The organism is Nannocystis sp. RBIL2, assembly GCF_026626745.1.
GTDB lineage: Bacteria > Myxococcota_A > Polyangia > Nannocystales > Nannocystaceae > Nannocystis.
This window is the reverse complement of sequence record NZ_JAPNJW010000002.1, coordinates 4833686-4853471: the sequence shown is the minus strand read 5'-3', so window position 1 is coordinate 4853471 and position 19786 is coordinate 4833686. Positions and strand designations below refer to the sequence as shown.

Annotated in this window: 18 protein-coding genes; 9 read left to right on the top strand and 9 right to left on the bottom strand. The window is 71.3% G+C overall.

The genetic code is table 11. The annotated features are described in order from the left end of the window. Positions 1 to 102 precede the first annotated feature (102 nt). The 3 genes from OV090_RS44120 to OV090_RS44110 all read left to right on the top strand — a co-directional run bounded on the left by OV090_RS44120 (position 103) and on the right by OV090_RS44110 (position 3453). Complete coding sequence (locus tag OV090_RS44120) at positions 103 to 894, top strand: DUF1295 domain-containing protein (RefSeq protein WP_267710948.1); 792 nt, start codon at positions 103 to 105, stop codon at positions 892 to 894. A 153-nt stretch (positions 895 to 1047) separates the two neighbouring features. Then, the gene (locus OV090_RS44115) at positions 1048 to 2436 is read left to right on the top strand and encodes a hypothetical protein (RefSeq protein WP_267710947.1); all 1389 of its coding nucleotides are present in this window, start codon (positions 1048 to 1050) and stop codon (positions 2434 to 2436) included. A gap of 63 nt (positions 2437 to 2499) precedes the next feature. Next, the gene (locus tag OV090_RS44110) at positions 2500 to 3453 is read left to right on the top strand and encodes a hypothetical protein (RefSeq protein WP_267710945.1); all 954 of its coding nucleotides are present in this window, start codon (positions 2500 to 2502) and stop codon (positions 3451 to 3453) included. Between the two features lie 39 nt (positions 3454 to 3492). Here the strand turns inward: OV090_RS44110 and OV090_RS44105 are convergent, their stop codons facing one another. The 3 genes from OV090_RS44105 to OV090_RS44095 all read right to left on the bottom strand — a co-directional run bounded on the left by OV090_RS44105 (position 3493) and on the right by OV090_RS44095 (position 5028). After that, the gene (locus tag OV090_RS44105; protein WP_267710944.1) at positions 3493 to 3864 is read right to left on the bottom strand and encodes a hypothetical protein; all 372 of its coding nucleotides are present in this window, start codon (positions 3862 to 3864) and stop codon (positions 3493 to 3495) included. Between the two features lie 3 nt (positions 3865 to 3867). Next, positions 3868 to 4407 (bottom strand): hypothetical protein, encoded by a 540-nt coding sequence (locus OV090_RS44100; RefSeq protein WP_267710943.1) that lies wholly within the window; start codon positions 4405 to 4407, stop codon positions 3868 to 3870. 150 nt (positions 4408 to 4557) lie between these two features. Beyond that, positions 4558 to 5028: a hypothetical protein gene (locus tag OV090_RS44095; RefSeq protein WP_267710942.1), complete on the bottom strand. Its 471-nt coding sequence runs from the start codon at positions 5026 to 5028 to the stop codon at positions 4558 to 4560. 280 nt (positions 5029 to 5308) lie between these two features. On the opposite strand from OV090_RS44095, the gene OV090_RS44090 reads away from it, so the two are divergent. Continuing rightward, a complete protein-coding gene (locus OV090_RS44090; protein ID WP_267710941.1) occupies positions 5309 to 5854 on the top strand; it encodes a hypothetical protein in 546 nt (181 codons plus the stop codon). A gap of 403 nt (positions 5855 to 6257) precedes the next feature. Further along, positions 6258 to 6584, top strand: coding sequence for a hypothetical protein (locus tag OV090_RS44085; RefSeq protein WP_267710939.1), 327 nt, complete (start codon positions 6258 to 6260; stop codon positions 6582 to 6584). 33 nt (positions 6585 to 6617) lie between these two features. On the opposite strand, the gene OV090_RS44080 is transcribed toward OV090_RS44085, so the two are convergent. From OV090_RS44080 to OV090_RS44060, 5 genes are all read right to left on the bottom strand, one after another. After that, complete coding sequence (locus OV090_RS44080; RefSeq protein ID WP_267710938.1) at positions 6618 to 8882, bottom strand: hypothetical protein; 2265 nt, start codon at positions 8880 to 8882, stop codon at positions 6618 to 6620. 400 nt (positions 8883 to 9282) lie between these two features. After that, on the bottom strand, positions 9283 to 10230 hold the full coding sequence (locus OV090_RS44075; RefSeq protein ID WP_267710937.1) for a hypothetical protein: 948 nt from the start codon (positions 10228 to 10230) through the stop codon (positions 9283 to 9285). A gap of 195 nt (positions 10231 to 10425) precedes the next feature. Further along, positions 10426 to 10680: a KTSC domain-containing protein gene (locus tag OV090_RS44070; RefSeq protein ID WP_267710936.1), complete on the bottom strand. Its 255-nt coding sequence runs from the start codon at positions 10678 to 10680 to the stop codon at positions 10426 to 10428. Between the two features lie 263 nt (positions 10681 to 10943). After that, positions 10944 to 11750, bottom strand: coding sequence for a hypothetical protein (locus OV090_RS44065; protein WP_267710935.1), 807 nt, complete (start codon positions 11748 to 11750; stop codon positions 10944 to 10946). Positions 11751 to 11889: 139 nt separating this feature from the next. Next, complete coding sequence (locus OV090_RS44060) at positions 11890 to 12411, bottom strand: EF-Tu/IF-2/RF-3 family GTPase (RefSeq protein ID WP_267710934.1); 522 nt, start codon at positions 12409 to 12411, stop codon at positions 11890 to 11892. 103 nt (positions 12412 to 12514) lie between these two features. Between OV090_RS44060 and OV090_RS44055 the strand changes: the two genes are divergently transcribed. Beyond that, positions 12515 to 13243, top strand: coding sequence for a hypothetical protein (locus tag OV090_RS44055; RefSeq protein ID WP_267710933.1), 729 nt, complete (start codon positions 12515 to 12517; stop codon positions 13241 to 13243). A 102-nt stretch (positions 13244 to 13345) separates the two neighbouring features. Here the strand turns inward: OV090_RS44055 and OV090_RS44050 are convergent, their stop codons facing one another. After that, positions 13346 to 14734 (bottom strand): sigma-54-dependent Fis family transcriptional regulator, encoded by a 1389-nt coding sequence (locus OV090_RS44050; RefSeq protein ID WP_267710932.1) that lies wholly within the window; start codon positions 14732 to 14734, stop codon positions 13346 to 13348. 193 nt (positions 14735 to 14927) lie between these two features. Between OV090_RS44050 and OV090_RS44045 the strand changes: the two genes are divergently transcribed. Genes OV090_RS44045 through OV090_RS44035 form a run of 3 tightly spaced genes read left to right on the top strand, consistent with a single transcriptional unit; the run spans position 14928 to position 19783 of the window. Next, positions 14928 to 15887 carry an ADYC domain-containing protein gene (locus tag OV090_RS44045; RefSeq protein WP_267710931.1) on the top strand — a complete coding sequence of 320 codons (960 nt, stop codon included), beginning with the start codon at positions 14928 to 14930 and terminating at the stop codon, positions 15885 to 15887. 56 nt (positions 15888 to 15943) lie between these two features. Further along, positions 15944 to 16972 (top strand): ADYC domain-containing protein, encoded by a 1029-nt coding sequence (locus tag OV090_RS44040; RefSeq protein WP_267710930.1) that lies wholly within the window; start codon positions 15944 to 15946, stop codon positions 16970 to 16972. 3 nt (positions 16973 to 16975) lie between these two features. Next, positions 16976 to 19783 carry a serine/threonine-protein kinase gene (locus OV090_RS44035; protein WP_267710929.1) on the top strand — a complete coding sequence of 936 codons (2808 nt, stop codon included), beginning with the start codon at positions 16976 to 16978 and terminating at the stop codon, positions 19781 to 19783. The last annotated feature ends 3 nt before the right edge of the window (positions 19784 to 19786 follow it).

The following is a 19786-nucleotide window of genomic DNA, read 5'->3' as shown; positions in this document are numbered from 1 at the left end:
GGGCCCGGCATGGTCCCAAGGCCATGTGCGGACGACCGTCCGCGCTCTGCCGGCCCGCTGCGCTCGTCGCCACGCGGGGCGGTTTGGACATAGGATGCCGCCATGGACCCACTCCACGCCGCGTCCCTCGCGTGCCTCGGCGCTGCCACCCTGTGCTGGCTGCTCGGCGCGCTCACCCGCGAGTACTCGTGGGTCGACCGCCTGTGGTCGATCCTCCCGCCCGCGTACGTCGCATGGTTCGCGTCGCACTCGCACTGCGATCCGCGCCTGACTGTGATGACGATCCTCGCGGTGCTGTGGGGCGCGCGCCTGACCTTCAACTTCGCGCGCAAGGGCGGCTACGCGCCGGGCGGCGAGGACTACCGCTGGGTCGAGCTGCGCCGCCGTCTGTCGCCGCCGCTGTTCGCGGCGTTCAACCTGGTGTTCATCGCGTTCTTCCAGAACATCCTGCTGCTGCTCCTGGCAGCGCCGGCGTACGTGGCCGCGACGCCGGAGGCCGCGCCGTGGGGCTCGCTCGACACTCTGGCGACGATCGTGTTCCTGCTGCTGCTCGCCGGCGAGACGATCGCCGACCAGCAGCAGTGGCGGTTCCAGAACGCCAAGCGCGACCGCGGCGCGGCCTACGGGCCCAAGTTCCTGACCCAGGGGCTGTTCCGCTACTCCCGCCACCCGAACTTCTTCTGCGAGGTGTCGATGTGGTGGACGTTCTATGCGTTCTCGGTCGCGTCGGGGGCCGGCCTCGTCAATGTCGCGATCATCGGCCCGGTGCTGCTGACGCTGCTGTTCCACGGCTCGACGACGTTCACCGAGCAGCTGACGCGCGCGAAGTATCCGAACTACGCCGATTATCAGCGGAGCACGTCGCGGCTGATCCCGTGGTTCCCGCGTCGTTGAGCGCGCGAGGCGGGCGCCGCGGCGGCCCGAGGCGGGCGCGTTCGCCGGGCGATCGGGCCGTGTAGGACGTCGCCGCGAGCGCGCGCGGCGTGTGTGCGTCACGGTCGCGCGCGGCGGACTGCGAGCAAGGTTGTCCTCGCCCGGAGGTCCACCATGCGCACGCTCGCCTTCGCGTCCGTCCTGTGCCTCGCATGCCACGCCGGCCAGAGCAGCAGCAGCGGCCTCAGCGTCGGCGGCGCCACGGAGCCGCACCGGCCGCCCGCCGCGACGACCGAGGTCGAGACCACCGGCGCCGAGGCGACGACGAGCGGGACCACGGGCGCAGCGACGACGGAGGCCGCGATGTCTTCGACGTCATCCTCGAGCTCGAGCGCGACGACTGCGGCGGTGAAGTTCGACCTCGGCGCGCAGCCCGACCTCGGCATGCCGGTCGGCTGCCAGGGCGGCGACCTCGAGTTCAGCTTCATATGGATCGCCAACTCGCCCGAGGGGACGGTGTCGAAGATCGATACGAAGTCGCGGACGGAGGTCGGTCGCTACCGCACCGGCCCGGAGCCCGGACCCGACCCCTCGCGCACGTCGGTCAACCTGCGCGGCGACGTGGCGGTGGTCAACCGCGCCGGCAGCATCACCAAGATCGTGGCCCGCGCCGCCGATTGCGTCGACCACGACGGCAGCGGGACGATCGAGACGTCGTCCGGCGCGAGCGAGGTGCTGCCGTGGGGGCAGGACGAATGTGTGGTGTGGAACACGCCGCTGCGGTTCGCGTCGCGCCCGGCGGCCTGGACGTCGGGCACGCCGGTGATCGACGGCGACGGCTGCATGACGCACGTCGAGCCGGAGGTGTGGACCAGCGCTCCCGACGCGCTGGGCAACGCGACGGTGTACTTGCTGCGCGGCGCGGACGGGACGATCGTGGCGTCGACGACGCTGCCCGGGGTCGACGGCGGGTTCGGGGTCTACGGCGGAGCGGTCGATTCCAACAACGACTTCTGGGGCGCGGCGTGGTCGACCGGGCCGCTGGTCCACGTGCGTCACGACGACCTGAGTCACGAAGTCATCGCGGTGCCCGACCCGAAGCAGTCGTTCTTCACGGTGTACGGATTCACCGTCGATCACGCCGGCCGCGCGTGGGTCGGCGGGCAGGGCTCGCTGCAGCGCTACGACCCGTCGACGGCGAGCTGGACGAGCGTGGCGCTGCCGCCCGAGTACACGTCGCTGAGCCGCGGGATGCAGGAGGACGCGAACGGCCAGTTGTGGGTGGCGGCGCTGTCACAGGGCATCCTGCGCGTGGACACCGACTCGGCGAGCTTCGTGGAGCTGATCGACGCGGCGACTCTGGTGAACCTGAAGTACCCGGCGGGGATCAGCGTGGACGTCGACGGGCAGGTGTGGATGGTCGACACCGACGCCAACGGAGCGCACGTGCTCGACCCGGAGACGCACACGGCCGAATTCGTCGGCGGGCTGGTGGGGCCCTACACGTATTCGGACATGACGGGGTGGGCGCTCAAGAACGTGGTCGGGACGCCGGAGGGCTGAGGTCGCAGGGGCGAGCGTCCTCGACCCGGCGACGCGAGGTCGAGAAAGTCTTAGGATCGACCCATGAAGTTCGACCTCCTCGGGACGCTCCTCGTCGGCGCCTCGCCGCCCGCCGCGGGCGGCGAGCGCCACCAGGTCCTGTTCCAGCCGTCGTTCCACAGCGAGAGCCTCCTGACCGTCGAGCTCCTGCCCGACGCGACCACCGTCCACCTCCGCGTGTTCACCGACAGCCTGTGGGGCGCGCTCGCCGGCAACGCCGACCTGCGTGACGCCCGCTCGCCCGCCGAGCTCGCCGAGCTGGTCGCCCTCGTGCTTCCGCCGCACTCCGACCACAGCGCGGTCCTCGGCTCCGAAAGCGTCGCGCAGCTGCGCCACGACCTCGCGCGCGACCTGCCCGGCCTGTCCGTCCCCGACGACCGCCGCGGCTGCGACGGCATCGGCCTCCGCGTCGCAGTCACCACCGCAGACGCTCCGCCGGCGCGCTTCGAAGCGTGGAGCCCTGACGCCGGCCTGCCCGCGCACGCCTACTTCGCGACCCTGCACCGCCTCGCCACCGAGGTCCTGGACGACCCCGCGCGCACGGCCCTCGAGCAGCTGCACGGCTACCTCGACCTCGGGCCACCCCTGCGCGACCGCGGCGGTTCTCCGCGTCGTCTGCAGATCTTCAGCCGCCTCTCGAGCTCCGAGGAGCGAGTCCTCGGCGACTTCTTCTTCAGCGCCGGCGACGACGAGCCCGTCGTCGTCGACATGCGCAACTTCGAGGGCATGGGCACCATGCTCTACCCGCTGTTTCGCTGGTTCTCCGAGCGCCCCGGCCCGACCCTGTGGGTCGCGTCGAAGTTCGCCCGCCGCCAGCTCCGCGAGGCCGGCATCCCCGACGCGCAGCTCCACCACGAGCTCGCCGACGCCCTCCTCCATCTCGCGACGCTCGCCGCGAGCCCGAGCTCGCGAAACCCACCGACCGCACGTCGACCGCGACCTGCAGCGCAATCCCCCGCGACGCGTCGCGGTCGCTGACGGTCATCCCGAGCCGAGCACGACGTCGGTTCACTCGATTCAGGGCGGGGGCTCGCCGGATTCGATTCGGGCCCGCGCCACGTCGCGCGGCTCCCAGACGAGGCGGGTGCCGTCGAGCGAGGCGGCCAACAAGAAGGCGCCGGTGTCGTCGAAGACCTCGAGCCACCCGCCGTCGCCGTCGGTGCCGACATGCACGAAGAACACCTCGCGGGAGCCGATCCGCTGGCGGTGGACCCACGCCCCGCCCCAGTCGAAGCAGGCCGCGGCGTAGAACGCCCGGGCCTCGGCGACTGCCCCGGGGATGCTCGCTTCGGCGGCGAGCGTCGCGGCCAGCGGGAACGATGTGGCCGACGGTTGCGCCGCTCGTCCGCCGGCCGTGGCCGCTTCGAACCACGCACGGAGGTCGTCCATGTCTCAACCTAACACGAGCGTGCGGCGCGTGGAGGCGGCTCGTCGAGGGCGACGGCGAACCGCGTCCCCTGGCTCGAAGCGTCGGTCAGGACGACAGCGGGCCCTGCGGCAGCCACTCCACGGGTCGCGCCTCGAGCAGATCGGGCGGACCTGCACCGGGAACGCCGAGCTGCAGCCCGCACTCGACCAGCGGTGATATGCGCAAAAATCGAGCAAGCGCGCGAAGAACTGCTCGGTGTCGTCGGCGACGTAGTTGAGCGCGTCGTCTTCGTGCTCCCACATCACCCACGGCGTGCCGCGCGTGGGGGCGAGCTCGGGGTCGACGTAGACGCCCCACGCGTTGCCGACCCCGTCCCGCGCCATGACGAAGAAGTGCGGCGCCTCGCAGTCGAGGCGCTCGGCGAGCATCGGTTGGACCTTGAAGAACAGGGCGTCGAGGTCGGCCAGGAATTGCGGATCGGCGGCGGCGCGGGCGATCACCCGCCGCAGCGCCTCGTCGGGCGGCAATCCGAACCTGTCGTAATCGGCGAGGTATTCGGGCATCCGCGAGGACGGTTCTACGCGGTGGCCGCCGTGTCAAGCCGCGTCAGCGGGTCAGCAGCACGACGACCTCGGCCCGATCGACCGCTGCGCGTCGCCGGCGGAGCGACGAGCCGCCGCCGTCGGCGTCCTTCGACCTGCTTCAGCATCCTGCTAGAAGCGCAACCCGAGCCCGCCGGTCCACGCGATCCGCCCGGAAGTCTTGAGCGCTCGCAGACGCTTAGCGCCGATGCCGATCCCCGCGATCGACATGAGCGTGCACGCCAGCATGGCCCCGCCGGCAGTGAACGTGTTGGCGCCGGCCGACCCTTGCAATCGATCGCCGGCCTTGACGACCGTATAGGTGACGAGGCCGAAGCCGACCGCGCACAGCGTCGTCAGGACGATGCCGCCGGCGAGGAACCCCCGCGCCTGCCTCAGCTCGCGCTTCGATGGATCGAGCAACGGCCGTCGCGGACGACGCGGCGGCTCGGTGGCGATCTGGACGGTCTCCGGGCTCGTGGGCTCGTGGGCCCGGCTGACGGGCGCAGCCCCCTGGGCGAGCGCCGTCGGCGTGTCCGCGAAGATCAGCCCGAGCGCCAGCAGCGGCGCCGTGACGCCTCGATGAACGGCGAAATCTCGCATGGTCGCGCCGACGATAGATGTACCACCCGAGACCGCCGCAGACCGCGAATTTCGGAGGTGGCTGGCTCCGCGCCGCTCGCTGTCGAGGACGACGTCTACCGCGCATAAATGCCCGCGAGCGGATGCGTCGAGACGCGCTCGGGGGCCGCGACGAACACCATCCCGCGCGTCGCCGGTTCGGAGGAGCGACGGACGCAGGACGACGCTTCGCCGCCCCTGCGCGATCGGACCTGCTCACGACGGGTCCCTGGCGGGCGCGGCGGACTGCTACGTTTGGCCGGTGACCCATTTCGCATCCAGGCTCGGGCTCGCCCTCGCCCTGCTCGCGTTCGGCTGCGGCGAGCGGTCCTCGACCGGGCAGGCGGAGATTCCGGTCCTCGTTCCGGGAGTGTCGATCGGTCCAGTGAAGCTGGGGATGAGCCACGCCGAGGTCGACGAGTTCGGGCTCCGTGCTTCTCCTGCGAATGGCGGCGACGCGGAGGTGCGGATCGTGGGGCCCTATCGAACGGTCTTCGCGAGGGACAGGGTCGTCTCGATCGAGGTCGCTCTCTCGCAACAGGCCATTCGCATCGGCGAGGTCCGCTTCGACGGCGCTGCGAAGGCCGCCGATCTCCGCGCCGCGCTCCCGCTTTGTGGGGAGGTCCATCTCGCGGCAGGGAGCGAGCCCGTCACGCACCAGGGGGACAGCGTGATCCCCTGCGACGGTGGCACCACGCTGATCAAGCCCGAGGCGAGCTGCAAGCGCAGGGCCGCGAACGAGGCCTGCGAGGCGTGGGACCTGTCGCAGCCAGGCGTTGCGCTCCAGCTCGTCGCGGAGCCGTGGTAGGCCCATGAGCGCAGGTCGTTCGACAACGCGGAGCCACCGGCGCCACGGCCCAGGCTCTCGGTCATCCGGGGGCGCGACCGGGATTGGTTGCATACCCTGGTCGCGCAGGGCTTCGCTCTTCGGACGTGTCGCGCTGGCTTCGTCCCTCAGCCTCGGCGCGATCGGGTGCGCGTCGCAGCCGGCCGAGACGACGCCCGCGGCAGCGCCCGAGCGACCCGCCGAGGCTCCCGCGCACGAGGCCGCGGCACGCATGCCCGAAGAGCAGGCACCGCCGATACCGACGAGTGAATCCCCGGCGCCGCCGATACCGACGAGTGAGCCGCCGACGAGTCCGCCGCCTGCTCCGGAGAGCGCACCGGCCGAACCGGTGCCGGCAGCGGAGCCGTCGCGCAAGCTCGCGGTCGTGGCACGGCTGGTCGAGCCGAAGAGCACTGCAGGCTGCGGCGTGCTGCACATCGTCGTGGTGATGCGCTACGAGATCATCGACGTGATCGACGGGACCTACGGCGAGCGCGAGCTGTACGTCGCGCACAGCTGCCCCGAAATGGGGGCAGCGCGCTGCCGGGACGGGCCAGGCAAGGGCGTGCGGCGGTTCAAGGCCGGCGATGTGCATCACATGCGCCTCGACCAGCGCTCGCGGGGCGGGGCGCTGTTCGACCTGTTCGCCGACAAGCGCCTGCCCCGCTACCGCGCGACCTGTGCGAGCCTCGTCCCGCCCGAGTCCCCGTGACAGCAGGTCTCTCGCGCTCGCACGAGGGCAGCCTCAAAGGGTCTTGAGGTACTCGAGGATCGCCAGGCGTTCGTCGTCGGTGAGCACCGCCGTGAACTCGTGGCCCTCGTTGCCCTGGCCGTGCATGTGGGTGTTGTAGATCTTCCGCTCTTCCATCTGTGCTTCGGTGAGGATCGGCGGATAGAGGATGTTCCACACGCCGATGAAGTTCGAATAGAGCGTGCTGAGGAGCAGCTGGGCCAGCGGGTCGTTGTCGCTGCCGGGAGTGCAATCGATGTACGGCGTCACGCCCACACCGGCCTCGCAGGCGATCTCCTGGTAGTACCAGCCGATCTTCTCGGCGTCGTAGGCGGTGAGGCTGGTGTCGTAGCCCATGACGACGTCGCCGGCCTGGTCGGGCCGCGGCGGCGTCGACAGGCGCAGCCAGATGTTCTTGCGCTCCGAGGGCTTCAGGACCTCCCAGACGTTGGGCACCGAGCCGTTGTGGAGGTACGGCGCGGTGGCCCACACGCCGTGGAGCGGCGGCGCGAGGTAGCCGAGCTCACGATCGCCGCGCAGGTCCTCGCGGTTCTGCGGGCCGCAGTCCTGGTCGGTGCCCGCGGTCTCGGGGTAGCCGAAGAAGTTCTTGGCGCCGGCGACCTGCACTGCCTCGTTGTTGGTCTCCATGCGCACGGGGTCGGTGCCGATGACGTCGAGCGGGGTGATGTAGCTGGCGACGCCCTCGAGCTCCGGCCGGGCGAGCCACGCCGGGTCGTTGAAGAACCGCGGGGCGTACGCCCCGTGGCAGCTCGAGCACGAGCCGTTGCCGGCCTTGGGGTTCTTGATCGGGTTACTGCGCTCCGGCGCCCACAGGTCGAGCGTATGAAAGTAGACCGCGCCGATGCCCGCCAGGCCCTCGTCGATCGCAAACGGGTACTTCGGCGCCTTGAGAGTGACGATCCAGTCGTTGGCGTCGGGGGCGTGCTGGCGCATCCAGTCCTGACCAGACTCGCTGAGCTGGCCGAGGATGCCGCCGAAGAGGCCGAAGAACGGGGTGTAGAACACCATGTCGACGCGCGGCGCGTCCATCGGGAAGGTGCCGTCGACGAACTTCAGCGCGCGGTGGCCCATGTTCCACCACGACGGCGTGTTCATGCCGGCGGTCGAGCCGGAGGTGAGCACGCCCCACAGGGTCTGGAGGTCGTACCCCTCCTCGTCCGGGAACAGGAAGGCGAGGTTCACGTCGCTGGCGTTGTTGACCCCGCGGGTGCGGTTCAGGTTGGCGATGGTGGCCGCCGAGGCGAGGTAGCCGAGCGGGAGCATGTCGCGGAGGAAGAGGTTGTGATCGGCGAGCGGGCTGCCGCTGCCGAGCATGAGGCCGAGGCCGGGGCCGTCGTCCGCGGTGCCGATGCTGCCGGAGTGGCAGCCCTGGCAGGTGATGCCGATCTTGCCGGTCCAGGTGCCGTCGGGCTCGCGCAAGTGGGTGAAGAATTGCGGGAGTCGACCCGAGCCGCCGCTGGTGAGGTTGGGATCCTCGCCGGGCAAGGGATAAGGGTTCGGCGTCGGTCCGAAGGGCGCGCCGTAGCGCTGCGAGACCAACTCATCGAAGTTGTCGGGCCGCGTCTGGAAGCCCCAGATCTGCCACAGCTTGTTGTACTGGGTCGCGGGGAAGGTGGCGATGCCGAAGCCGGCCGAGATGTCCTGCGGCTCGGTGCCCGAGAACAGCGCGCCGGAGCCGATCGAGCTCGGGGTGAGCAGGGCGCTGCCCCGCTTGGCGCGCTCGCGCAGCTCGCCGCAGGTCCTGGGCGCGCCGACCTCCTTCACGAGCTCCGGATCGACGTGGCAATTCTTCCAGAAGGCGTTGAAGGCGACGGCCCGGCCGTCGCTGACGCCCGGCTGCACCATGGCGCGCGGGTCCTCGGGCAGCACGGTGTCGTCCGGCTTGCACTGGCAGAAGTCCCACAGGGCCCAGCCGCCGTGGCTGCTCCACAACAGTGCGTCGGGGGCCGGCGGGGTCGGGTCGAAGTAGGGCTCGACGTAATAAGGGCTCGATGCGTCGCAGCCGGCCGGCTCGCCCCCGCTGCTGCTGCTGCTATCGCTGCCTTCGCTGCTGCTGGGGTCGCCGCTGGTGGGCTCGCCGGTGGTCGGCACGACGTCGTCGGTGGTGGCGCCGCCGCCTCCCGTGGTGGCGTCGGTGGTGGCGCTATCGCCGGTGCCGGTGCTCTCGGCAGGCGGCGTGTCCCCGCAGGCGAGCGCGGGGAGCAGCAGCGCGGCGAGAGCGAGCGAACATCGTGATGCGGTGGGTTGCGGTCGAAGCATCGAGGGCCTCCTCAGGGGGTGCGAGTGATGGGTGCGGGCGAACGGAGCGGCGCATCACGTCAGCGATCGACGCGCCATCGGACCATCGCTGCACGGTAGAATGCATTGCGTTTTTTTACAACGTATTAAAAAATATCCCGAAAATGTGGTCTTCAGGACCCGATGAGCCACGACGATCGGTTCTTTTTAAACCAGTTTTAGAAAATGAGAACGCCGGTCCCTGGCGAGCCGATGGAGCCGTCGAGGCCGCTCAACGCCGTTCGGGCGCGGCCGTCCTCGCGGCGCCGATGCATGCGGGGGTCGAAGCGAACGAGCGAAAGGAGGATGAGGACGGGGGGCGTCGGCCGAGGTCGAGCACACCGCTCCGGTTCGGAGGTGGAGAGCGCGGCGGCGCGCGACGTCAGCGCGAGTGGTGGCGGAGCAATTCCTCGTAGTGCTCGATCGCCTTCTCGGCGCGCGCCCGGGCGTTCAGGAGCGCGTGGGAGTCGGCCTCGAACTGGGCGATGGCTGCATCCAACTCGCGTCCCAGGCGCTTCAGTTCGGCGAGGTCGCCGTCGCTCGAGGTGGAGGGCATCGTCTTCTGACCGGACGGCGCCGGCACCCACGGCGCCGCGAGCCCGGACGCTCGCAACATTCGCGCGGCGTAGTCCCTGGGCTGCTCCTTCGCGCGGCACTTGAAGGTGCCGTGCGTGTTGTGCAGCGCGATCGAGGTGAAGTTCGGGAAGCTGTCGCACCACTTCTCGACCTCGCGCTGGGAGCGTGGGGCGTCCCAGGCCGAGAAGGTGGGCAGGGCGACGTCGAGCACGTCACCCTTGACCGTGGCGACCAGGTGGCCGCGCTGGTCCGGATACGTGAGGTCGAAGGCCTCCTCGAGCGCGGACGCGACCTCCTGACGCATGGCGGCGTTGTCCCGCTGGACGTCAGCCTTCTTGGGGTTCGCAGCCTGCTTGCGGCAGGCCTCGAGGCCCTCGATCGCGGCGTCGCGCCGCGGGTCGGACACGTACTCGAGCAGAGTCCGGTGGAGCTCGAGCAGGCGCTCTCGCGTGACGGTGCATTCGCGGGCCGCCTCGCGGGCCGCCGCGAGCGTGCCCGCGTACCTCACCCGCTCGACCTCGGCGGCCTTGGCCCTGGCCACGAATTCATCGATCCTTTCGCCCACGGCGAGCGCGGCCTGCCGGCTCTGCTCGGCCTTCGCGTCGGCCTGCTCCCACCCGAGCTGCGCCTCCTTCACCGCCACGTCGGCCTCGCGCACCAGCCGGTCGTCCTCGCCCGGAGGGCTGGGCGGCGCGGAGCTACGGCACCCGCCGGAGGCGAGCGCGACCACGAGGCACATCGTCGGAGTTCTCATGGGTCGGGGTGTCGAGCGACGATCTTGGCCCCGCCAGGAGCGAGTGGGGAACTTCCCTCGACGTGGTCCTGCGGCCAGGCGCGTGCGAGCCGTCACGTGCCCTGCGGTGCGTGGGACACCGGCGGGCGTCCATCGCGTCACGGCGGGTCCCGGCGAGCAGCGCACTGCTGCCAGCTCGCCGCCAGCCCGGTCGGGTCAGGTCGGAGACCTCGAGTGGGGTCTCTTGCCGGCGCGCCGCAGGCGAGACCGGCGGTGGCCGGGATAGAGGTCGCGGATGCAAGCATTGAAAAATTGCCCCTGCGAGCCGGCGCGGCACAGCCCGTCGAAGACGGCGGACGGTACTTCTGGATAATCGTAGGGGTCGTCGTTGCCGACGAACCAGATCGTCATGGTTCGGGTCGACGGCTCGTACTCGGCCCGCCGGATCGCCGTCGAGTCGAAGTACGGCATCGTGCGCCTCCACCCTCGTGATGACGCGCGATTTTACGATCGACAAGCGGACCCAGCGCAACTGCGAAGCCCTGTATTTTGTTGCTGCGCCTTGCCACGGGCAGAAGGTGAGCACGACGGCGTCTCGCCGAGTCCGGATCGATCCGCGCTTGGCTCGAAGAATCTCGCACCGGGCTGCTCGACATGAAGAGCTTCGCGATTGGCGGTACAACTTCAGGCGCGTGACTCCACCGATGACCGCGCTTCGATTTCTTGTTGCGGGGTCAGCAATCCGAGATGCGGAGGCCGGTGAACCAGGCGACGTCTGCGAGAGCGGCGCAGGCGAGTCGGCGGCTCTCCGGTGAATCGAGGTAGCTCCGCACCAATTTTAAAATTTCGGCCAGCGAGCCCTGGCTGGCGAGGGCGTGGATCTGGCGAGCGGCGGTCTCGTCTTCGGCGAAGGCGAACGCCGCGAGTTGACCGGCTTGCGTCAGGGTCGGATTGACGGGCAAGGCGGCGGCGCCGTGGACTTCGGAGCATGTGAAGATCTCGACGGGAGCGCCCTCCGAGAGTTGAACTGGCCAGACGTAGGCCGCGAGGTACGGGAAGAACTCGGCCCAGCGGGCCGTGATTGGAGGTGGCTCGCGGGGGCGCGGACAATCGCCGCAGGCGAGGCCGCGGGCGGCGAGCTCGCGGGCGAGGGCCTGCCAAACCGCGCCCGAGAGCAGGCGATCGGACCACACTGCGGCGTCGGCGAGGCGCTGGGCCTCCTCGTGCGACGGCGGCGGCGAGCGGGCGGTCTCCTCATAAAAGTGATCGTGGGCTGATTCGGTGAGGAGAAGCAGCGGTCGCAGGCGGGCGACGGCGGCCCGCGTGAGCACTTGGGCGTCGCCGGACGCCGGGGCGGGATCGCAGCTCGAGTCGAACAGGAGCAGGCTCCACTGCTTCACCTCCGGCTCCCAGCGCGCGCAGGTGTGGCGATCGAGCTCGGCGCGCAGGGCTGACTCGGTCAGCGGCGGTTCATGTCGTCGGCCGGCGCAAGCGGGTGAGAGCAGGGTGGCGGCGAGGAGGAACCGTGGCGCGCGTGACATGCGGAGCAGCGAGGACTGCGTCGCGGGCCGGACTATTTCGGAGAGCATGCGCTTTCTTTTTTTGGAGATCAGGGCTGAGGTGTCGCGCTCCAGGTCTGATCGACATGGCCTTTCGGTCATATCATTATAAAAAGAAAAATCAGTCGAGGAGCTCGACGATCTCGCCGGTGGCGACCGTCGAGTGGGCGTCGCGGAGGATGAAGCCGGGGGCGCCGGCGAGCACGGTCGGGACGTCGAGCACGATCTCGGCGGTGACGCGCTCGCCTGGTTCGGCGCGGGGGGCGTCCGGCAGGGTGATGGTGCAGCTGATGTCGGCGGTGCGGACGTAGAGGTGCGGCCGGTAGCCGCTGGCGATCGCTGTCGGGCCCCGCCAGCTGCTGCGCGGGCGGGCGGAGAGCCGCGGCGGCAGCGACAGGCGAGCGACGAAGCGGCGGTGAGTAGCGAGCGCATCGGGGCTGGCGAGGACCATGCCAGGCGTGACGTCCCACGGCGGGACCCCGGTCAGCTGGCAACCGGCCGACTCGCCGGCGGCGAGCTCGTCGACCACGCATTCGAACGCGCGGAGCTGCACGCATTGGCCGCGGCGAGTCTGGCCGTGGCCGACGAGCTCGAGCGTGTCGCCGGTGTGCAGGGTGCCGCGCTCGATGCGTCCGGCCAGCACGGTGCTCGCCACTCGGCGCCGCGGCCCTCCACCGGTCGTACCAGGGGCCGTACCAACGGCTGTAGGTGCGCACGATCGGCAGCAGCAGCGGGCCCGCGGCGTCGTGGAGGCGCAGCGGCGCGGCGTCGAGGGCGTCGCGCCGGGCATACAGCGGCTCGCGCCATTCGCCGCGGTCGGCCTGCGTGGCCGAGCCGCGGATCAGAGGGGCAGTGTCACCGTCGAAGCCGCACGCTTGCAGGAGCTCGCGCGTCTCGAGCTCGACGAGGTCGAGCAGCTCGGGCGAGTCCAGCAGGTCGCACATGCTGAGGAACACGAGCACGTGGGTGACGCCGAGGGCCCGCGCGCACTGCAGGTGCTCGCGCGTCTGCTCGCGCGGGCCGGCGGCGGCCGAGACGACCAGGATGACGATGTCGACCTGCGACAGCGCCTTGATGGTGTTCTTGCAGCGGTCGGCGTGGCCGGGGCAGTCCCAGTGGACGATCCGCCGCCGCTCGGTGCAGTACTCGATGCACTTGCCGAGGAGCGTGATGTTGGTGAGGCGCTCGCAGTAGTCGAGCAGTTGCTCGTGGGTGCGCGGCTGGCCGGTGGTGACGCGGGTGAGCGCGGCGGCGAGCGCCGTCTTGCCGTCGTGCACGTGGCCGATCACGCCGACCGCGAGGGTCGGCAGGCGCGGCGGGGCGGGCGGGGCCATCGCGGTCAGGGTAGCACCGGCGGGTCGTCGGCGGGGCGCGGGGTGACGTGGCCTTCAGGACATGCAGAGGCGGAGCACCGGCGGGGGCGAGTCGACGCTGCAGGGCATGCGGAGGCGGGGCACCCGCGGGGCGCGGGGTGACGTGGCCTTCAGGACATGCGGAGGCATTGGTGACGCACGAATAGACATGCCCTTCAGGACATGCTTATTAGGGCATGTCTTTTAAAACATGCGGTGATTCGTTCATTCGTGGCCGGGCAGGGCGATCGTGTAAAACTCGATCCACCGGCTGATCTGCTTGCGGTCGCGCTCGTAGTGCTTGGCGGTCGCGCGGATGCTCCATTCGTGCTCCTCGAGCACGCGCAGCAGCTCCTCGCGCGGGGGGCGGGGGCGGTAGGCGCGGGTCTCCTTGGCGGCGGGGGGCGGGGCGACGGCCTCGGCGGGGGGCGGCGGCGGAGCGTCGGTGGGCGTCGGGGTGGTCAGCCACGTCGGCAGCTGGCCGGGGCGGATCGGGGCGGTGAGGCTGCGGCAGTCCATCACCAGGCGATGCAGGCCGCGCAGGTTCTCGGGCCAGGCGTGGAGCAGGATCGCCTCGGCGGCGCTGGTCGACAGGGCGGCGGCGAAGGTGCCGCTGACGGAGCCGAACAGGCGGTCGAGCCATTCGAGCAGGTCGGCCCGGCGCTCGCGCAGGGGCGGCACGCGCAGCTCGGCGAGGGCGAGGCGGGCGTAGAGGTCGCGGCGGAACCGGCCGGCCTCGACCTCGCGGCCGAGGTCGCGGTTGGTGGCGCCGACGACCCGCACGTCGACGCTCTGCGCCCGTGACGAGCCGACCGGGATGATTTCGCCGTACTCGATCGCGCGCAGCAGCTTGGGTTGCAGCTCGAGCGGCAGCTCGCCGATCTCGTCGAGCACGAGGGTGCCGCCCTCGGCGGCGCGGAACAGGCCGCTGGACCGCTGGCTCGCGCCGGTGAAGGCCCCGCGGTCGTGGCCGAACAGCTGGCTCTCGATCAGCGTCGGGCTGAGGGCGGCGCAGTTGGCCACGATCAGCTCGCCGCGGCGCTTGCTGAGCCGGTGGATCTCTGCGGCGATCCGCTCCTTGCCGGTGCCGGTCTCGCCGATCACCAGCGCCGGGCTGCGCTGCTCGGCGACCCGCAGCACCGCGCTGCGCAGGGCCGCGATCGCCAGCGAGTCGCCGGGGATGGCCGCGCGGTCGACCTCGGGCGGGTCGACGCGGCCGCGCGGGTCCTGGGCGATTTCATGGACCAGCAGGACGTCGCCTATGCGGATGACGGCGCCGTGGGCGAGCGCTCGCGGCAGCTCGTTGATCGCCTGTCCTTGCAGACAGGTGCCGTTGCGCGACTGCAGGTCGCGCAGCCAGTGGGTGCCGCGGTCGAAGCGGAGCTCGGCGTGGATCCGCGACAGGGTCGGGTGCGCGACTGCGAGGCCGTTCGGTGCCGGCGGCTGGCGGCCGAGAGTGATCGCGGCCGGGCCGAGGTCGACGACGCGCCGGAGCTCGGGCGGGTGGACGAGCACCAGCCGGGCGGCGCTCGTGAAACCCCGTTCGGCCGCGACCTCGGCCGTGCGCGAGCGCTCCAGTGTCACATCGTCGTCGGGGCGCTGGCGCGATACCATGGGACATCCCGGTGTCCCCGGGGACATTGGGGATGTTGTCCCATGCGCCCTCGCGGGGTCAACCAGGGCAAATCCGCCCGGCGGCGCGTAAGCTCGGAGATTGACTGAGGAAGTGCGGGTGGAACGGGCGGTGCTCCAAGGACCTCCGAGGCGAACGACGGCGATGGAATTCATGAAAATGCGTATGATTACGATGATTTGCTCGGTCGGGCTGATGGCCGGGGCGTGCGCGAACGAGGACGACGAGCTCGCGTTCCGCGACACGACGACCGGATGCACCAACTGCGGCGGCAACGGCTCGAATTCGGCCAAAGCCAACGGCTACCCGATCGACCAGCTCAACCTGTACGGCTGGCCCAACGATGCGGGGATCACCGTGACTGCGATCAAGAGCCCGCTCGGTTCGAGCTACACCCTGCGGACGTCCGGGCAGGAGCTGGGGGCGTGGGATACCACGACCGACACCTTCGTGGCCGTGGGCGAGGACCTGGTCGGTTGGACGATCAAGCTGTACGAGGAGAAGGCGGGCCTGATCGAGATCGAGATCGTCGATTACGGCCTGGTCGAGTCGCTGGCGACGGACGGGCCCGACGTGTCCATCTACGAGCTCGCGTACCACAACCCGGCGAATTACGGCGAGCTGCTCCCGGTCTGCCCCGACCCGGAGGAGGACGGCGACGACATGATCATGGCCACCATCGTCCGCGGCGAGCTGTACGACGACGAGACAAAGGACATCACGGTGAACGGCGAGTGGATCACGATCGCCTGCGAGCTCAACGCGGTCTACAAGCTCAAGCGGCTCGGCTACGGCCCCAACCAAAACTTCCCTGGGTCGAACGCCCCCGCGACGCTGGACCAGCGCCAGGCGACGCTCCGCATGATCACCGCGGATTACTGCGGCACCGGCTACTCGTTTACCGCCTTCGGCACCCACGTGGGCTGGGTGAACGACGCGGAGACGGTGCCGTCGGCGTACGGGACGGCGTGGGCGGACGTCGAGGCGCTGTGGGACGAAGACGGCGCGATCTGCCTCAGCAACCCGCGGCTCGTGTCGCTCGGCGTGGTCCAGAACCAGTGCACCCTGCCGCTGTGCACGACGCAGATGGCGGCGACGGTGCCGCACGAGTGGACCACCTGGAGCGTGCCCTGAGCCTTTTTAAGAGTGCAGAACGGCGGCGAGCGTAACGGCGAGAAGGAGATGGAGTCATGAAGATGCGTATCGTTGAAAAAATTGTTTGTTGTCTCGGGGTGGCGGCGATGACCGGGGCTTGCGCGAGCGAGCCGGAGGGCGAGCTCGAGTTCCGCGACGACACCGGATGCACCAACTGCGGCGGGAGCGGCTCGAATTCGGCCCACGCCAACGAGTACCCGATCGACAAGCTCAGCCTGTCCAGCTACCCCAACGAGGCCGGCATCACCGTGGTCGGGATCGAGGACCCGCTCGGCACCCTCTACTGGCTGACCACGGCGGGCGACGACCTGGTGGCGTTCGACAGGCTCACCCTCACCGACGTGGCGTCGGCCGGCGAGCTGGTCGGCTGGACGATCAAGCTGTACCGCGCGGGGACCCCCGAGGAGCCCGCCGAGGAGATCGACATCGAGATCCTCGGGTTCGACGGCAATATCGCGTCATGGGCCGACGAGGGCCCGGCGATCTCGGCCTACGCCCTCGCCTACCACGATTCGGGGAATTACAACGAGCTCTATCCGGTGTGCCCCGATCCGGAGGAGGACGGCGCGGACGTGATCACGTCGACCATCATCAGCGGCGAGATCTACCTCGAGCACAGCAAGCAGATCGTCGATGTGGCTCCGGGGTGGATCACGATCGCCTGCCTCGGCAACGCGGTGGCCAAGATGAAGCGCATGGGCTACGGCCCCAACCAGGCCTTCCCCGGGCAGGGCACGCCGGCGACGGTGAACCAGCGGCAGTCGACGATCCGCATGATCACCGCCGACTACTGCGGCGAAGGCGTCTCGTTCACCGAGGACGGCATCCACCTCGACTGGGAGAACCTGGCGGAGACGGTGAGCCCGGACACGGCGCCTTTGTGGTTGAACGTCGAGGCCCTGTGGGACGAGGACGGCGCGATCTGCCTGAGCAACCCGCGGCTGGCGACGCTCCCCGAGGTCGCGGCCCTCTGCACCTTGCCGACCTGCACGCCGCAGATGGTGACGGAGCAGCACGAGTGGACGAGCTGGCGTTTGCCTGAGCTGTCCGGAAGTACAGGTTAATCCGTGGACGACGACGAGATCACCCGCGCCGGCGAGCGCCACAACCCGGCGACGCCGTCGCTCGATCGCAGCCCCTCGGGGACCGCCGACACCGAGGCCTCGGGGCGCACGGCCCAGGCCAGCGACGCGGCGCTGCAGCGCGCGGTGCCGACGTCGGGCCGCGTCGGTCGCTACGTGGTGATCGACCGGCTCGGCGCCGGCGGGATGGGGGTGGTGCTGGCGGCCTACGACCCGGAGCTCGACCGACGGGTCGCGCTCAAGCTGCTGGTCGCCGGGCCCGAGTCGAGCGTCCGCCTGCTGCGCGAGGCCCAGGCGCTGGCCCGGCTGTCACACCCGAACGTGGTGCAGATCCACGACGTCGGGGTGCACGACGGGCAGGTGTTCCTGGCGATGGAGTTGGTCGCGGGCCAGACGCTGCGGGCGTGGCTCGAGGCCGGGCCGCGGCCGTGGCGGACGATCGTGCGGGTGTTCGTCGAGGCCGGGCGCGGGCTGGCGGCGGCGCACGCGGCGGGGATCGTGCATCGCGACTTCAAGCCGGACAACGTGCTGATCGGCGGCGATGGGCGGGCCCGGGTGGCGGACTTCGGGCTCGCACGGCAGCTCGCGGGCGGCGACGCTGCGGGGCCGACGGATCCGGCCGCGGCGGCGCCGTCGACGGCGTTCGCGGTGCCGCTGACGCAGAGCGGCGTGCTGCTCGGGACGCCGGCGTACATGTCCCCGGAGCAGTTCGATGGCGGCCGCGCCGACGCGCGCAGCGACCTGTTCGCGTTCTGCGTCGCGCTGTACGAGGCGCTCTACGGCCGCCGCCCGTTCCGCGCCGACGACCTGATGACGCTGCTGGCCAAGATCCGCGCCGGCGCGCTGGCCGAGCCGCCGGCCGCGAGCCCGGTGCCGCGATCGATCTTCGAGCAGCTGCGGCGCGGCCTCGCTTACGCGCCCGCGGACCGACCCGCGAGCCTGGAGCGGCTGCTCGCCGACCTCACGCACGACCGCGGGGCCAGGCGGCGCCGCTGGCTGCTGGCGGGCGGCCTGGTGGCGCTCGGCGGGGGCGCGGCCGCGGCGGCGCTGACGTGGGCAGGGCCGGCCGGCGAGGCTGCCTGCAGCGCGGACGCGGGGCTGGCCGAGCTGTGGAACGACGAGGTGAAGGCGTCGCTGGCGAGCTCGCTGGTCGAGGTCGCGCGCGCGCCGGGGCAGCGCGAGCGGGTGCGCGACGGGCTACAGGGCTACGCCGACGCGTGGTCGGCGGCGCGGCGCGAGGCCTGCCTCGATCACCGCCGCGGGGTCGACTCGGAGGCCGTCCGCGGGCTCCGCAGCCGCTGCCTCGACCGCCGCCGCAGCGCCTTCGAGGGGGCAGTGCGGCTGGTCCGCGCGGCCCGACCCGGCGACGACGTGGTCCGCGTGGTCGCCGGCTTGCCGGCGATCGCCGACTGCGCCCGCGTCGACGCGCTGCTGGCCGCGCCGGCGCGTGACCCGGCGCGCGAGGGCGAGATGGCGGCGGTCGAGCGCCGACTCGACGGCGCGCGCACGCTGGCCGACGCCGGGCGCCTGGACGACGCGGACGGCGAGATCGCGGGCGCGCTGGCCGACGCCGAGGCGCTGGGCGAGCGCGGGCTGGTCGGGCAGGCGCGCCTGGCCGCGGGGCGGGTGGCGATGATCCGCGCGGCCTGGGCCGATGCAGTGAGCGCGCTGCGGCTCGCCCTCGCCGACGCGCTGGCCGCGAGCGACGATCCGACGGCCGCGGAGGTGGTGGCGCGGCTCGTGTACGCGCGGGCGCAGACCGGGCAGGAGCGGCCGGCGGTGATCCTCGCCGACGTGCCGGTGGCCCAGGTGCTGGTCGATCGCCAGGGCCCGCAGGCGTTCGCGCGCCGCCGCTTGCAGGCCAACCTCGCCTATGTCCACGTGGCGGCCGGCGACCTGGCGACGGCGCGAGCGACGATCGCCGAGGCGACCGCCGATCTCGCGTCGGTGGTCGACGCCGATCCGTTCGAGTCGGCCAACTTCCTGCGCGGCTTCGCGGTCCTCACCGACGATCCGGCGCTCCGACGCGACGCGTTCACGCGGTCGGAGGCGATCTTGCGCGAGCTGCTCGGCGAGGACCACCTCGACCTGCTGGGCCTCCGGCTGTACCGCGGGCGCACCGCACTCGACTTGACGGAGGCCGATGAGCAGCTCGCCGACGCGTGCGCCGGCTACGACCGCGTCGTCGCTCCCGCGGCGCGGCACGACCCGTCGTGCGCCGAGTGTGGGCTGTTGCTCGGCGGCATCGCCCGCGAGCGCGACGACCTGACCGCCGCGCTGGCCCGCTACGGTGACGCCGAGACCTGCGACGCCGGGGCGCCGCGGCTCCGGATCGACGCGCGTCGACAGCTGGCGCGAGCCCACGGAGCGCGGCTCCGCGGCGAGTTCGCGGCGGCGATCGCGGCGGCCGAGCGGGCGGCGGAGCTGTGGGCGCCGTACGCCACCCCGGACCGGCCGTGGGTCGAGCTTCCGCGCGCGGAGGCCTGGCTGGTGCAGGGCGAGGCGGAGCTCGGCCGCGGCGACCGGACGGCCGCGCGCGAGCGGCTGAGGCTGGCGCACGAGGTGTTCGCGCGGCAGGCGGAGCGGCAGATCGACGCGCTGCCGCGGTATCACCGGGCGCGGGCGGCCGAGCTGCTGGCGGAGCTCGAGTGGGTGGACCCCGCCAGCCGGGCGCGCGCGCGCGAGCTGGCCGGCGAGGCGCGGGCGTTCCACGCCAGCCGCGGCGAGGCCGGGGCGGCCCGCGTCGCTGTCCTCGACGCCTGGCTCGCCGACCACCCGCTCGCAGCGCAGTGAGCG

Bases quoted from the DNA above. Each gene is read 5' to 3' on its own strand.
- OV090_RS44120 (WP_267710948.1), top strand. From the start codon at position 103: ATGGACCCACTCCACGCCGCGTCCCTCGCGTGCCTCGGCGCTGCCACC.
- OV090_RS44115 (WP_267710947.1), top strand. From the start codon at position 1,048: ATGCGCACGCTCGCCTTCGCGTCCGTCCTGTGCCTCGCATGCCACGCC.
- OV090_RS44110 (WP_267710945.1), top strand. From the start codon at position 2,500: ATGAAGTTCGACCTCCTCGGGACGCTCCTCGTCGGCGCCTCGCCGCCC.
- OV090_RS44105 (WP_267710944.1), bottom strand. From the start codon at position 3,864: ATGGACGACCTCCGTGCGTGGTTCGAAGCGGCCACGGCCGGCGGACGA.
- OV090_RS44100 (WP_267710943.1), bottom strand. From the start codon at position 4,407: ATGCCCGAATACCTCGCCGATTACGACAGGTTCGGATTGCCGCCCGAC.
- OV090_RS44095 (WP_267710942.1), bottom strand. From the start codon at position 5,028: ATGCGAGATTTCGCCGTTCATCGAGGCGTCACGGCGCCGCTGCTGGCG.
- OV090_RS44080 (WP_267710938.1), bottom strand. From the start codon at position 8,882: ATGCTTCGACCGCAACCCACCGCATCACGATGTTCGCTCGCTCTCGCC.
- OV090_RS44075 (WP_267710937.1), bottom strand. From the start codon at position 10,230: ATGAGAACTCCGACGATGTGCCTCGTGGTCGCGCTCGCCTCCGGCGGG.
- OV090_RS44070 (WP_267710936.1), bottom strand. From the start codon at position 10,680: ATGCCGTACTTCGACTCGACGGCGATCCGGCGGGCCGAGTACGAGCCG.
- OV090_RS44065 (WP_267710935.1), bottom strand. From the start codon at position 11,750: ATGTCACGCGCGCCACGGTTCCTCCTCGCCGCCACCCTGCTCTCACCC.
- OV090_RS44050 (WP_267710932.1), bottom strand. From the start codon at position 14,734: ATGGTATCGCGCCAGCGCCCCGACGACGATGTGACACTGGAGCGCTCG.
- OV090_RS44045 (WP_267710931.1), top strand. From the start codon at position 14,928: ATGATTTGCTCGGTCGGGCTGATGGCCGGGGCGTGCGCGAACGAGGAC.
- OV090_RS44040 (WP_267710930.1), top strand. From the start codon at position 15,944: ATGAAGATGCGTATCGTTGAAAAAATTGTTTGTTGTCTCGGGGTGGCG.